Genomic DNA, 13,121 nt, shown 5'->3' on the forward strand with positions numbered 1-13,121 from the left:
GAAGTAAATTACTTTCTGCTTAACGATATCAGAGTAAATTTTTCAGCGCAAAATTTGGCAACAATATGTATTGCAACTAGTATATAACATCAAATATACACCTCTTTTTACTGTTTTTATAACAAACATTAATATTTTTCTGTCATTTTACTCTATTATCTAAAAAGAAGGATTAGGTGAACTGCATGAAAAAAAACCATTACCCTACTTCTTCAAGCATAGCAATGGTTTTTCCTTTATAAAACAGCAAAAGTACTATTTCATTTTTTGTCTTTTAACCGGTTTTTCTAATGGTTCGTTTTTGTTTTGCAACAAATAATTAGCCAATAGTTTCTCGATCAATTCGTCCTTAGTCAGATGATGAAAAACAGTTTTTATTTTTGTTTTCAATTCCGCATCCACTTCATGGTTGGGTTTGGTTTTGAATATTTGTTTTGCCCATAAAAGAGTGTTGTTCTCTTCGATACTTAGCGCGCTTGGTTTTTTAAATTCAGTGAATTTGATTCCCAGTTCTTTTTCGAAGTCGGCTATTTCTTTTACCTCTTCTTCTTGTAGCACTGTTAATGAAAGTCCCTTTGCTCCTGCTCTGGCTGTTCTTCCGCTACGGTGTACATAAGCTTCGTAAACATCAGGCAAATGGTAATTAACCACATACGAAATTTCCTTTACGTCAATTCCTCTAGCAGCTAAATCTGTCGCTACTAATATATTGATGTGTCCTTCACGAAATTGCTCCATGATACGGTCTCTAATTCCTTGTGACAAACTACCGTGCAAGGCTCCTGATGAAAAACGGTTGATTGCTAAGTTTTTAGCTAGTTTATTCACCGCTGCTTTAGTCTTGCAAAATATGATGCCACGTTCTCCTTCTTTTGAATTCAGGAAATGCATTAAAACATCTAGTTTTTCAATAGGATCTACTACGATATACTCGTGATCAATCCCTTGATTTCCTACTGTTTCCATATTAGCACTCACCTGAACTACGTTTTTATTCAAGTAGTTTTGGATGAGCTGTTTTATAGTTCCCGGCATAGTAGCTGAGAACAATAATGTTTTGTGTTCCTTTGGTAATTCGGCAATAATTTCATCCAGGCTTTCTTTCAAGATGGTCACCATTTCATCGGCTTCATCTAAGACAAGAAATTTAGTTTCTTTAAGATTTATTGCTTTGCGCTGTATTAAGTCAATTAAACGACCTGGTGTGGCTACCACAATATGTGTGGGTGCAGCTAGACGTTCGATTTGCGGTTTTATTGGGATTCCACCGCAAGTCGCTGCAATAGAAACTTCTGGAAGGTATTTTGCAAAATCTTCTAAGTTTCTAAAAATCTGATGCCCTAATTCCCTTGTAGGAACCAGAATTAGTGCCTGTACCGTAGGCAAAGAGGTATCTATTAATTGTAAAAGAGGCAATCCAAAAGCGGCTGTTTTTCCGGTACCTGTTTTAGCAAGTCCAACTAGATCAGTGGTGTTTGCTAAAAGTAGCGGAATTGCTTTAAGCTGAATTTCTGTGGGTTCAACAATATTCAATTCGGAAATTGCTTTTAGAATTGGTGCTGAAATCCCTAAATCAGAGAATTGTTTTGGCATTTTTTTGGATTTATTATTTTATAAAAAATAGTTATTTTGTATGCTGGATTTCTAGCCCTGATAGAAGTAAAAATCCTCTTGTGCCGGTGTTCGGCACAAGAGATTGAAACGAATAGCAGGATTAGCTCCTTATATTAATCTTCATCAGGTTCGTTCATGATTTTCTCACGATACTTCTTCCCGATCATTAATGTCATTTTTAATTTGTAATCATCAACTAGCCATTCGCGGTAGTTTTTACTGCACTGGCTTAGACATTTAGAATAGCGTTTGATACGGCATTCAATATCGTCGTCCAGTTCGCGTGACAATGATTTCGCTTCCTGCAATGTTTCTGTATTATCGACACACATCGAAGAATGTTGCTCTAGCGATTTGTCTAAAACTACTTTTGAACGCAGGTTTTGGGCAATGATTAGTTTGTGCTCTTCATCGACATCAAATCCTACTTCGGCAGTTTTACTAAACTTTGCGCGCAATTCTGGTGGCATAGAATACTTGAAATACAATTCTATCTCGGTATCATCACGTAAATTTTCTAAGTAAAACTCGGGTGATTTAAAGATATGTTGCCAGTTTACAGGCTCACTCCACAAACCGAAACGGGCTGCATTATTTCCTAAATCGATTACCGTAAACATATCCTTGTTAGGCAGTTTTCTAGAACCACGACCAATCATTTGATAGTATAAAGTCAACGATTTTGTTGCTCTGTTTAAAATAATGGTATCCACGGTAGGCTCATCAAAACCAGTGGTCAGGATCCCAACCGAAGTCAAAATCGCATCTGGGGTTTTCTTGAACCACTGTAGAATATCTTTACGTTCTTCAGCGCTGCTGGTATTGTCAAGATGACGAATAGGATAGCCTGCTTCTCTAAACGTTTCATAAACGTATAGGGACGTATTAATTCCATTATTGAAAATCAGCGTTTTTTTACCTAATGATTTCTCTGTATAGGCATGCAATAATTTCTCTTGCATGGCCATATTAGTATACAAATCATCAGATGATTTCACGGTGTAATCTCCGTTAATACCAACTTTCAAAGAAGTTAGACCTACATCATAACTGTAGGTTGTTGCTTTTGCCAGGAAACCATTTTCTATTAAGGAATTGATGGTGTCTCCTACGATTAATTCATCGTAGCTTTCGTGCATTGGCAGTTTTATATTTGAACTCAAAGGGGTTGCTGTAACTCCTAGAATAAAGGCATTTGTAAACGAACTCAATAATTTTCTAAATGAGTTGTAATGCGCCTCATCAATAATAACCAAGCCTACATTATCTAAATGTAGTTTCTCGTCGTTGATACGGTTTTTAAGCGTTTCTACCATGGCCACAAAACAAGAATATTCGTTTTGGTCTGGAAGATCTTTTACCTTACTATTGATGATTTTGTTTTTTACGCCAAAACCTTTTAACATCTTAGAAGTTTGTTTACACAACTCAATTCTGTGTGTTAAAACAACTACTTTATTGTCACTTTTAGATAAATAGCGACGAACGATTTCAGAGAATACAACCGTTTTACCACCACCGGTAGGCAGTTGATACAACAGGTGATGTTGCTTTGGTGCATTGTCTATCCGTTCAAAGATGGAATCAATATCCCCTTTTTGGTATCCATAGAGTTCTTTTCTGTCTTCTTTTTCTATTTCTATAGTATTTTCAAACATTGTTTTTTGTTGGGTTTTTGCAAAAATACACCTAAAAAACAGTTATTATGTTATATTTATTTAAAAATATAGGAATGGATTGAGGAAATTTCTGTTATGAGAGAAGTATTAATACTCGAATCTCTCGATGATTGCGTCAAATTCTGGTTCGTTTTTCCATTTTTGTGTAATGGTTTCTTGATGAATAGTATTGATTCTGGTTTTGAATTCGTTAAGAATCCCATTTGCAATCATAAAAACCACTGCTTGTTCAAAGGAATTGAACATACTTTTAAAAAAGAGTTCTTGTTTGATCGTATTTTCAGAGGAGAAAGCTTGTGCGATTTCTATATTATACAGCATTACATCTGCTATTATAAATGGGTCTACGCCCAAAGTGATAAAGTGCTTGATGTACTTCTGGGCAACGGAACGGCGCATTTTTGGCTTTTTGCGTTTCTTAGCAGTCGTTTGAATTGGGAAATATTCATTGGAAATTTTAAGCTTGCATTCCTGTAGCAGCGTTTCTTCCTTTGGATTAAACACAAAATTATAATACACTTTTACAGGGCTGAATTTCTCATATAATTCGAGAATCTGCTCTTCAAGCTGCTCTTTTGTCAGTTGGTTCAAGTATTTTTTTAAATCGCGTTTGCTCATTTTAAAAGTTTCAGATTACAAAAGTAAAAGAGTTTAAGATGGAATACCTATAAAATCAATCATATTACTTAATTTTGCCCTTTAATACTAAAAATAAAGTAGATGCTCAAATTTTTTAAGGTGGTAGCGATTCTGGAAGGAATCTCTTATTTGGTTTTATTTTCGAATATGTTATTTATCAAACCTAATAATTTTGAATTATATCATCGTTTGTTGTATCCTATAGGAATGAGTCATGGTGTATTGTTTATAGGCTATGTAATCTTGGCTTTTTTATTAAGAAAGCCTCAAAATTGGGATTTTAAAACTTTTTCTATTATCCAATTAGCTTCTCTTGTCCCATTTGGTACTTTTTATATAGAGAAGAAATACTGTGTAAATGCTTAAATTCATCGAAAAAACATTCACTTTTTTTTATCCGATACTCCGTAAATGGGGCATGGGATACAGTTTTGCATCCTATCTAAGTCTGTTTCTTAATATAGCCTTGCTTTGTATTGTGGCCTACAGTATCTATGTGGTGTTCCGACTTTTGTTGGTGACCATCATGATTTTTATAGCGCGCAAAACCAGAACAAAATTTGATGATTTATTGGTCACTAATAAAACGGCTAAATACATAGCGCATTTAATTCCGTTGTTGTTCATCTACAAGTCAGTTCCTGTTATTTTGGAGCGTTATGAATATTGGGAAGGTGTTTTTGGAAAATTAGTGGGAATTTATATCGTTATTTTAGTACTTTGGATTATTCGTACCATTTTTAATGCCTTACGGGATTATCTAAAACTAAAACCCCGATACAGCGATAAACCCATCGATAGTTTTATTCAGGTAATCATGATTCTGTTATGGATTGTGGGGATTATTATTATTATATCTAGAGTATTCGAAATTGGTCATACAGAGCTTTTAACGACTTTTGGAGCCGTATCTGCTTTGATTATATTAATTTTTAGGGATATTATTTTGGGTTTTGTAGCTAGTGTCCAAGTGTCTATAAACGATATGATTCGAATAGGTGACTGGATTACCATGGCTAAATTTGGTGCTGACGGAGATGTAATCGAAATCAACCTAACCACGGTAAAAGTTCGAAATTTTGATAATACTACTACTACCATTCCAACGTATAGTTTGAGTTCTGACTCTTTTCAAAACTGGCGTGGGATGCTTCATTCTGATGGGCGACGTATAAAAAGACATATTCTGATTAAAACCAGTAGCATCCATTTTTTAAAGAATGATGAGTTAAAAGAACTAAAGAAAATCACACTCATTAGTGACTATATTGATAGCCGTATGGCCGAGGTTGATCAATATAATTTTGATAATTCTATCGATAAATCACTCGCTATAAATGGTCGGAATGTCACTAATTTAGGGTTGTTTAGAAAATATATTACACAATATCTTAGCAATCATCCAGCCATAAACAAAGACTTGCTTCTACTCTGCCGTCAACTGCAATCGACAGCACAGGGTGTTCCTTTAGAGGTCTATGCTTTTACAAGTGACAAACAGTGGCAAAACTATGAATATATTATGTCTGATATCTTTGATCATATTATAGCCTCAGTGCCTTATTTTGGTTTGGAATTATATGAATTGCCTTCTAACAGTGACTTTCTTCAATAGATAATATTATTAATCCTTTTGCAAAAATGATGGAACTCTATAGCTCACGATTAAAACTAAGGTTGATTGACAGCGCCGATTTAAATGCGATTCATATTTTGCATTCTTTAGCGGAAACCGATGAATTTAATGCGCTGGGAATTCCTGAAGATATTGGCGAAACCAGCCGTACAATCGAGGCTTGGATAGTAGCAAATAAAGAAGCAGAAATTCAAAGCTATACCCTTGCAATTGAAGAAAGTAACACGAATCAATTCATTGGTTTATTTGGACTTAAATTAGGAGCCAAAAAGTACCGAAGAGGAGAAGTTTGGTACAAATTACATTTAGATCATTGGGGAAAAGGATTTGGAACAGAAGCGTTAAATAGGGTTCTCGATTTTGGTTTTGATGATTTAAATTTGCATCGAATACAGGCAGGTTGTGCCTTAGATAACATGGGTTCTATCAAAGTGCTGGAAAAGGCTGGAATGCTAAGAGAAGGACGGGGAAGACAACTACTACCATTGAAATCTGGTTGGTCTGATAATTTTGAGTATGCCATCTTAGAAACTGACGAACGAAAAAAAGCCTAGGACTGCCACAGATTCACAGATTAAAAATATGATTTTTGAAAATGGATGAATCTAGTTACTATTTAAGGAATAACTTTGGGCTCTCCACTACTTAATTTTTTGCGTTTTCGTCGAATAAACTACAGCCGATTTTTTATAAATTCAATCTCTGTTTTTCCGTGTGCTTTAGGCTTTCCGTCTGCTCCTAAGTTGACCATCGTGGTACTGGCTATTGAAATAATCGTTTCACGGGTCATCATGTTCCGAACCTCACATTTTAGCGTAAGGGAACTGTTTCCAAACTTTACCACATCAATACCAATTTCGATGATATCTCCCTGCTTTGCGGAGCTTCTAAAATTAATTTCCGACATGTGTTTGGTAACCACTCTTTGGTTTTCTAATTGAATAATAGAATATAAAGCTAATTCTTCATCTATCCAAGCTAACAATTGACCCCCAAATAAAGTTCCGTTTGGATTGAGGTCTTCTGGTTTTATCCATTTTCTGGTATGAAATCGCATATTTTTTATTTAATAATGCGAAAGTAACCTATCTCCGTCGATTTTTTTATAATTTTAAAGAAAAAAAGATGGACTCAAGAGATGTTTTTTTAAAAGAATTCCGTGGAGGAACAATTGGAAGTGTTAGTATGCAATCCTCTTCAGAGGAAATGTTCCAAAATGAGGTACTACGACCAATCTTAAAGCTGCAAAATGATTTATTTATTGCTTCTTTCAGAAATTATTCAACGAAATATAAGGGGGATTTTTATTCTCAAACCACCGAGAAAAAGCTGGCTACAATCGAAAATGCAATTCAAAAAGATATTAAATACCGAAATGCATTAAAAGGTATGGTAATAGGACTATTCACTGTAGAGGAATACTTGTTTTACATCAAGAACTCATCAAATCTCAACAAAAGAATGATGAGCATGCTTATCGAAAGATTAAAAAGTCAGATTCAATTATTTGAAGTCGATTCTACAGAGAAATAGAGTCTGTAAAACATTGATTTTATAGAAATTAGCTTTTTTTAATCTAAATTCACGAAGTGCTCTGGTTTGTTTTATTTTCAGATTCTCATAAAAATCAAGCTTTAAGTTGATAATTATCAAAATGTAGAATACTTTATATATTCACGCTATTTTATATGTAAAAAAAGGAATTTTATAAGTAATTTCTACTATTTGCATAAATATTTTCGTTATTATTGTTAAAAGCAAAGTATATGAAAGAAGAATATTTCAAGTGGTATTCTCCACACCTAAATAGAGAGATTGAGATGCTAGTTTTTGGACATTCCGGGTACCCAGTGGTCTTATTTCCCACTTCAATGGGAAGTTATCATGAAAATAAAGACATGGGCTTGATTGAGTCAGCTAAATGGTATATCGAGCAAGGATTAATACAAATATTTTGTCCAGATAGTATTGATAAAGACAGTTTCTATAACAAACAAATTCACCCCATTCATCGCATCGAAAACCATGTTCGCTACGACAAAATGATCTGTCACGAAATTGTGGAAAAAGTTAAAAACAATTCGCCGTCAGGCAAGGTTGCTTTAGCCGGTTGCAGCTTTGGCGGATATCATGCCGCTAATTTTGCTTTTAGACATCCCGGTTATGTTAGCCATATGTTTTCGATGAGTGGAGCTTTTGATATAAAAAGTTTTCTAGATGGTTTTCATAATGACGATGTTTTTTATAACAGTCCTGAGGATTATTTATATGGATTAGACGACCCTGAATTATGGAAAATGGACATTGTTCTGGGAAGCTCTAATTGGGATATTTGTTTTGATTCTAATTTAAAATTAAGCAAAGTTTTAAGCGAAAGAAATGTACACCACTGGCTTGATATTCGTCAGGATAAAAAACATGATTGGCCTTTATGGAAGGAAATGTTTGCACATTACTTATCCCGAATCAATTTTTTTTAGAAACAGAAATTAAATGTAAAAAGCACAATTATATTAATAAGGTAAAATAGATAAAAATGAAAAAAATTGGAATTTTATTTGGAATGGAAGATACCTATCCTCAAGCTTTTATAGACCGTGTTAATTCAAAAAACGAAAAAGGAATTGTTGCAGAAGCAGTTTCTATTGACAAAGTAGTTCAAAATAAAGATGGAGAATATGCGGTCATTATTGACCGTATTTCTCAAGATGTTCCTTTCTATCGTGCGTATCTAAAAAATGCCGCTTTAACCGGTACAAATGTCATCAACAACCCTTTCTGGTGGAGTGCCGATGATAAGTTTTTCAATAACGCATTAGCCGATACGCTTGGAGTACCCTTACCCAATACGGTTTTGTTACCTTCTGCAGAACACCCAACAGACACGACAGCTAAATCGTTCAGAAACTTACAATACCCAATGGACTGGGAAGGAATATTTGATTATATAAAGTTTCCTGCTTACATGAAACCCTACGCTGGTGGTGGTTGGAAAAATGTCTATCGTCTTGAAAATAAAGAGGAATTCTGGGAGAAACATCAGGAAACCAAACAACTGGTGATGATGCTTCAAGAAGAAATAGTATTCACTGAATATTTTAGAGTGTATTGCTTAGGCGGTAAAGCGGTTAGAATCATGCAATATGAACCAAGAAATGCTCCTCACCTCCGTTATGTAATTGACGGGCCTCTGGTGGATAAAAAATTACTTGCAACTGTAAAAGACTACACATTAAAACTTTGTAAAGGTTTAGGGTATGATTTTAATACTGTCGAGTTTGCAGTGCGTGACGGTATTCCTTATGCTATCGATTTTGGTAATCCAGCACCTGATGCAGAGTTAACCTCAGTAGGTGTAGATAATTTTGAATGGGTAGTAGAAGAGTCGGCTAAAATGGCTATTGCTGCTGCAAAAAAACAAAAGCCTGGAAAGATGAATCTGACTTGGGGAACATTTATGAAAGACGCGGTTGCGGGCAAATAAATTTCTCAGGAACCGGAAGTCCTAGCCCAGATAGCAGCCAAAATCCCAGCTCGTTTTTTAACGAGACGGATTGTATCGAATAGCTGGACACGAGCGAAGCGAACTGACGAAGTAAATTGCTCTTAAAAAAACTCGAAAATGAAAAAACTACCTGCTTTTACCCTTGGTGTTGAAGAAGAATATCAAATTATAGATCCTGAAACAAGAGATCTGCGCTCGCATTTGTCTAAAATTGTTGATGGAGCTAAGATTATATTGAACGAACAAGTAAAAGCAGAAATGCACCAGTCTGTCGTGGAAGTTGGTACCAATATTTGTACGAATGTAAAAGAAGCCGAGAAAGAAATTAAATTCCTGCGAACAAAAATTGTTGAATTAGCAGATAAACAGGGATTGATTGTAGGTGGAGCTGGAACACATCCTTTTTCGAAATGGCAAGATCAACCTATCACAGATGATCCAAGGTACCATACCATTGTGAATGAATTGCAGGATGCGGCACGTTCCAATTTAATTTTCGGGATGCATTGCCATGTAGGAATCGAAAACCGCGAAATAGGCTTGAAATTAATGAATCAAGCCTGCTATTTTTTGCCTCACATATTTGCGCTTTCTACCAATTCTCCTTTTTGGGAAGGCCGGCAAACGGGTTATAAATCCTTTCGAACAAAAGTTTTTGATAAATTCCCAAGGACCGGATTACCAGAATATTTTGATTCAGTAGCATCTTATGATAATTTCCTAGAAACTTTGGTAAACACCAATTGCATTGATAACCCAAAGAAAATTTGGTGGGATTTGCGTTTGCATCCCTTTTACGATACCATTGAATTTCGCATTTGTGATATGAGTTTAACCGTTGAGGAGACCATGTGTATTGTCGCGGTCATACAGGCGGTTGTGGCTAAGTTGTATAAGCTAAACCAACAAAACATGAGTTTCAATATTTATAGAATTGCACTCATAAAAGAAAATAAATTCAGGGCTTCACGGTACGGAATCGAGGGGCATATGATTGATTTCGGACTTCAGAAAGAAGTAGAAACAAGAGTGCTGATTCTTGAATTACTAGATTTTGTAGATGATGTGGTGGATGAGTTAGGAAGCCGTGAGCAGATTAATTATGTACATCAGATTTTGAAAAATGGAACTGGAGCTGCCAAACAATTAGCGGTATTTGAGAAAACGAATGACCTAGCAAAGGTGGTTGATTTCATAACTGATGAATTCACTAAGGGCTTGTAAATTATTAGATTATCTTTGTAGCCTACTTATAATAAAGATTAGCCCATGAATAAGAAAAAAATAACAATTGCTCTCTTGGATATGTACGACGGAGTGCCCAATCAAGGAATGCGCTGTATAATTGACATAATAAATAGATTTAATCCTTTGGTAAGTTTTAAAATTTATGATGTTAGAGGAAAATGCGAATTGCCCGAAATTGATCAGTACGATATTTATATTTCTACAGGAGGCCCGGGAAATCCATTAATTGGTGACGGAGCCTGGGATACAAAATACTATACTTTTATTGATGCCTTAACAAAATGGAACCTTGAAAATCCAGTAAAAAAGCATGTCTTGTTCATTTGTCATTCCTTTCAGATGGCTTGTAAACATTTTGGACTTGCTGAAATCACCAAAAGGAATGATACTTCGTTCGGTGTTATGACAATCCATAAAACGAAAGAAGGTCAAACTGATCCGCTTTTTGAAGGCTTAAGCGATCCTTTCTATGCTATTGATTCCAGAGATTATCAGGTGGTACAGCCTAATTTAAGTGTTTTTAAGAAAAAGGGTGCTAAAATCATTTCCTTGGAAAAAATTAGAGACCATGTGCAATACGAACGCGCGATTATGGCCGTCCGATTTACGGATTATTTTGTGGGTACACAATTTCATCCTGAAGCAGATCCAATAAGCTTTGTTTCTCATCTGAGAAATAAGGAGGCCAAAGAAAAAATAAAAGAGATGAAAGGGAAAAGAAAGTTTAGAAATATGCTGGAAGATTTATTGGATGATGATAAGATCTACAGAACAAATGAAACTTTGATTCCGAATTTTCTACGCACTGCTATAAATGACTTGATGAAAACAAAAAAGATGATGTCTAATTAATTCCTTTAACTTGTATGATTTCAAAATATCGAAAACTATTCAATGAGCAATTCACAGAAAATAAATATCAGCAATTAAAAGATGATATCGCTTCTGACTTTGATTACGAACCGACTTTTCGAATTGGGGAAACTCCTTTTTTTATATCTAACGAGCTAAAAGAGCAATTAATAGAAGGTTGTAACGAAGTTGTAGCTTTAATTGAAGACGATAACTTTAAGTCGTTAACAGAAAAAGCATTAGAACTAAACAATAAAGTTCCTAACGAAGATGGGCACACTTCTTTTTTGGCCATCGATTTTGGAATTTGCGAGGAGGATGGTGCTGTAATTCCGAAGTTGATAGAAGTGCAAGGATTTCCTTCTTTGTATAATTATCAGACTAATTTATATGATAAGTTTATAAATCAGTATCCATTTCTTAACAAGTTGACTCCGTTCTTTAATGGTATCAATTCACAAGAATACTTGAAGATTATAAAAGAAGTTATCTGCAATCATCATCCCAAGGAAAATGTTATTTTACTCGAAATAGAGCCAGAAAAACAAAATACAAAAATTGATTTTTACTACTGTAAAAGAGATATCGGAATTCCGATTGTTTGTGTAACAGAACTAATTAAAAAAGGCAGGCAGCTATTCTATAAAAATGAAAATGATGAAGAGGTACTTGTAAAGCGTATTTACAACAGAGTCATCTTTGACGAATTGGACTTGCGTACAGATTTAAAATTAGATTTTAGTTTCTCTGATGATTTGGAGCTCGAATGGGCAGGACATCCCAATTGGTTTTTCAGAATTAGTAAATTCATCTTGCCTTTCTTAAAAGGGAAATATTTCATCGAGACGACACTGTTGAGCGAGTTAATTGAAATTCCCGACGATTTAGAAAATTATGTTTTAAAACCTCTATTTTCTTTTTCAGGAACTGGAGTTATTTTTCATGTCAAAAAAGAAGACATTGACGCTGTCGTGGAAAAGGAACTATACATTCTGCAAAAAAAGGTAAACTACATTCCCATAGTACAATCTCCGGATGGCAAGGTAAAAGCAGAAGTCCGGGTACTTTGTGTTTGGAAAAAAGAGGATGCTGCTCCTACTCTATTGTGTAATCTAGTGCGATTGAGCCGCGGTGAAATGATTGGGGTTAAATTCAATAAAGACAAAGACTGGGTGGGTGGAACTATCGGTTTGTTTGAAAGATAATTTATTTATTTCCACAGTTTTTGAAATAGAACGGGACAAACTTTCTCCATAGTTGCAGGTTCATCTGGATTCCAATTAAATTTTAGTAATGGATAATTTTCGTCATTGGTTACGAAGGCATCATAGTCAATATAAGAATATAAATCTTCACCCGTGCTATTCTTAAACGCATTCATTGCTACATACCAAAAACCTTCAAATTCATAAGATTCCCTGCCTTCAACCACTTCATTAACTAAAGCGTCAGGATTGGATTTAACTCTGTAAAACACCTCTTTTCCCTGAGAAATTAACCAACATCTAAAATACTCAAATCCACCATCAGAGCATCCACCACTTACAATATATGCGGCACACCACAATTCTGGATTATAGCTGTCGTAAAGGAGTTGGTCTGTTCGCAAACGAAAGCCTATCATTTCTTGGGGAGTCAATTTCTCAATTTCGGAAACTAAAAAAAGCTCTTGATCTTCTTGGTTTGTAGTTTCCTTTAATGAATTTTCAATTAATGCCCAATAAGCCTCTTCCTCTAACATTTCACTTGATTTTGGAAGTGAAATTGAATCGAGATTAATTCGAGGTGTAAGTTCTATATTTTCAATACTTTCCAATGGCTCTTCTTGAGTTTGCGCATTATTTTGCGCAAAAACAGCTATACTGAAGAATAAAGAAAATAATACAATTGAATTTTTCATAAAACAAAAGGAATTTTACAATGTGTTTTTTAATACCTCCGTAAAATT

The 13,121-nt window shown here is 34.9% G+C and carries 14 protein-coding genes; 9 read left to right on the forward strand and 5 right to left on the reverse strand.

Annotated features, from left to right (window positions below; genetic code table 11):
- Positions 1-255: 255 nt before the first annotated feature.
- The 3 genes from AC4PRO_RS13405 to AC4PRO_RS13415 all read right to left on the reverse strand — a co-directional run bounded on the left by AC4PRO_RS13405 (position 256) and on the right by AC4PRO_RS13415 (position 3,911).
- Complete coding sequence (locus AC4PRO_RS13405) at positions 256-1,593, reverse strand: DEAD/DEAH box helicase (protein ID WP_492117682.1); 1,338 nt, start codon at positions 1,591-1,593, stop codon at positions 256-258.
- A 134-nt stretch (positions 1,594-1,727) separates the two neighbouring features.
- Positions 1,728-3,272: a DEAD/DEAH box helicase gene (locus AC4PRO_RS13410; protein ID WP_074723283.1), complete on the reverse strand. Its 1,545-nt coding sequence runs from the start codon at positions 3,270-3,272 to the stop codon at positions 1,728-1,730.
- A 108-nt stretch (positions 3,273-3,380) separates the two neighbouring features.
- A complete protein-coding gene (locus AC4PRO_RS13415; RefSeq protein ID WP_074723282.1) occupies positions 3,381-3,911 on the reverse strand; it encodes a DUF6155 family protein in 531 nt (176 codons plus the stop codon).
- 102 nt (positions 3,912-4,013) lie between these two features.
- Here AC4PRO_RS13415 and AC4PRO_RS13420 point away from each other — a divergent pair, with 102 nt between their 5' ends.
- The 3 genes from AC4PRO_RS13420 to AC4PRO_RS13430 are packed head-to-tail and all read left to right on the forward strand — an operon-like array spanning position 4,014 to position 6,122.
- Positions 4,014-4,298, forward strand: coding sequence for a DUF3817 domain-containing protein (locus AC4PRO_RS13420; RefSeq protein ID WP_074723281.1), 285 nt, complete (start codon positions 4,014-4,016; stop codon positions 4,296-4,298).
- Positions 4,291-5,547 (forward strand): mechanosensitive ion channel family protein, encoded by a 1,257-nt coding sequence (locus AC4PRO_RS13425; protein WP_074723280.1) that lies wholly within the window; start codon positions 4,291-4,293, stop codon positions 5,545-5,547. Before AC4PRO_RS13420 ends, AC4PRO_RS13425 begins: the two co-directional genes overlap by 8 nt.
- Before the next feature lie 26 nt (positions 5,548-5,573).
- Entirely contained in the window at positions 5,574-6,122 is a 549-nt protein-coding gene (locus AC4PRO_RS13430) for a GNAT family N-acetyltransferase (protein WP_492117683.1), read from the forward strand.
- 119 nt (positions 6,123-6,241) lie between these two features.
- Here the strand turns inward: AC4PRO_RS13430 and AC4PRO_RS13435 are convergent, their stop codons facing one another.
- On the reverse strand, positions 6,242-6,625 hold the full coding sequence (locus tag AC4PRO_RS13435; RefSeq protein ID WP_074723278.1) for an acyl-CoA thioesterase: 384 nt from the start codon (positions 6,623-6,625) through the stop codon (positions 6,242-6,244).
- Between the two features lie 68 nt (positions 6,626-6,693).
- Between AC4PRO_RS13435 and AC4PRO_RS13440 the strand changes: the two genes are divergently transcribed.
- The 6 genes from AC4PRO_RS13440 (at position 6,694) to AC4PRO_RS13465 (ending at position 12,378) form a co-directional block, all read left to right on the forward strand.
- A complete protein-coding gene (locus AC4PRO_RS13440; RefSeq protein ID WP_492117684.1) occupies positions 6,694-7,101 on the forward strand; it encodes a glyoxalase in 408 nt (135 codons plus the stop codon).
- A gap of 233 nt (positions 7,102-7,334) precedes the next feature.
- Positions 7,335-8,048, forward strand: coding sequence for an esterase family protein (locus tag AC4PRO_RS13445; RefSeq protein WP_492117685.1), 714 nt, complete (start codon positions 7,335-7,337; stop codon positions 8,046-8,048).
- Between the two features lie 56 nt (positions 8,049-8,104).
- Positions 8,105-9,052: an ATP-grasp domain-containing protein gene (locus AC4PRO_RS13450; RefSeq protein ID WP_492117686.1), complete on the forward strand. Its 948-nt coding sequence runs from the start codon at positions 8,105-8,107 to the stop codon at positions 9,050-9,052.
- A 138-nt stretch (positions 9,053-9,190) separates the two neighbouring features.
- Positions 9,191-10,297 (forward strand): carboxylate-amine ligase, encoded by a 1,107-nt coding sequence (locus AC4PRO_RS13455; RefSeq protein WP_492117687.1) that lies wholly within the window; start codon positions 9,191-9,193, stop codon positions 10,295-10,297.
- Positions 10,298-10,342: 45 nt separating this feature from the next.
- Entirely contained in the window at positions 10,343-11,173 is an 831-nt protein-coding gene (locus AC4PRO_RS13460) for a type 1 glutamine amidotransferase (protein ID WP_492117688.1), read from the forward strand.
- A 14-nt stretch (positions 11,174-11,187) separates the two neighbouring features.
- Positions 11,188-12,378: a hypothetical protein gene (locus AC4PRO_RS13465; RefSeq protein WP_492117689.1), complete on the forward strand. Its 1,191-nt coding sequence runs from the start codon at positions 11,188-11,190 to the stop codon at positions 12,376-12,378.
- Between the two features lie 5 nt (positions 12,379-12,383).
- Here the strand turns inward: AC4PRO_RS13465 and AC4PRO_RS13470 are convergent, their stop codons facing one another.
- Positions 12,384-13,073, reverse strand: a complete 690-nt coding sequence (locus AC4PRO_RS13470) for a DUF4240 domain-containing protein (protein WP_492117690.1) — start codon at positions 13,071-13,073, stop codon at positions 12,384-12,386.
- Positions 13,074-13,121: the final 48 nt, after the last annotated feature.

The sequence above is a fragment of the Flavobacterium sp. DW-iso2 genome (genome assembly GCF_058725285.1).

Coding starts and splice junctions, on each gene's coding strand:
- AC4PRO_RS13410 (WP_074723283.1), bottom strand. CDS start 3,272: ATGTTTGAAAATACTATAGAAATAGAAAAAGAAGACAGAAAAGAACTC.
- AC4PRO_RS13415 (WP_074723282.1), bottom strand. CDS start 3,911: ATGAGCAAACGCGATTTAAAAAAATACTTGAACCAACTGACAAAAGAG.
- AC4PRO_RS13420 (WP_074723281.1), top strand. CDS start 4,014: ATGCTCAAATTTTTTAAGGTGGTAGCGATTCTGGAAGGAATCTCTTAT.
- AC4PRO_RS13450 (WP_492117686.1), top strand. CDS start 8,105: ATGAAAAAAATTGGAATTTTATTTGGAATGGAAGATACCTATCCTCAA.
- AC4PRO_RS13430 (WP_492117683.1), top strand. CDS start 5,574: ATGATGGAACTCTATAGCTCACGATTAAAACTAAGGTTGATTGACAGC.
- AC4PRO_RS13440 (WP_492117684.1), top strand. CDS start 6,694: ATGGACTCAAGAGATGTTTTTTTAAAAGAATTCCGTGGAGGAACAATT.
- AC4PRO_RS13455 (WP_492117687.1), top strand. CDS start 9,191: ATGAAAAAACTACCTGCTTTTACCCTTGGTGTTGAAGAAGAATATCAA.
- AC4PRO_RS13425 (WP_074723280.1), top strand. CDS start 4,291: ATGCTTAAATTCATCGAAAAAACATTCACTTTTTTTTATCCGATACTC.
- AC4PRO_RS13405 (WP_492117682.1), bottom strand. CDS start 1,593: ATGCCAAAACAATTCTCTGATTTAGGGATTTCAGCACCAATTCTAAAA.
- AC4PRO_RS13470 (WP_492117690.1), bottom strand. CDS start 13,073: ATGAAAAATTCAATTGTATTATTTTCTTTATTCTTCAGTATAGCTGTT.
- AC4PRO_RS13435 (WP_074723278.1), bottom strand. CDS start 6,625: ATGCGATTTCATACCAGAAAATGGATAAAACCAGAAGACCTCAATCCA.
- AC4PRO_RS13465 (WP_492117689.1), top strand. CDS start 11,188: ATGATTTCAAAATATCGAAAACTATTCAATGAGCAATTCACAGAAAAT.
- AC4PRO_RS13445 (WP_492117685.1), top strand. CDS start 7,335: ATGAAAGAAGAATATTTCAAGTGGTATTCTCCACACCTAAATAGAGAG.
- AC4PRO_RS13460 (WP_492117688.1), top strand. CDS start 10,343: ATGAATAAGAAAAAAATAACAATTGCTCTCTTGGATATGTACGACGGA.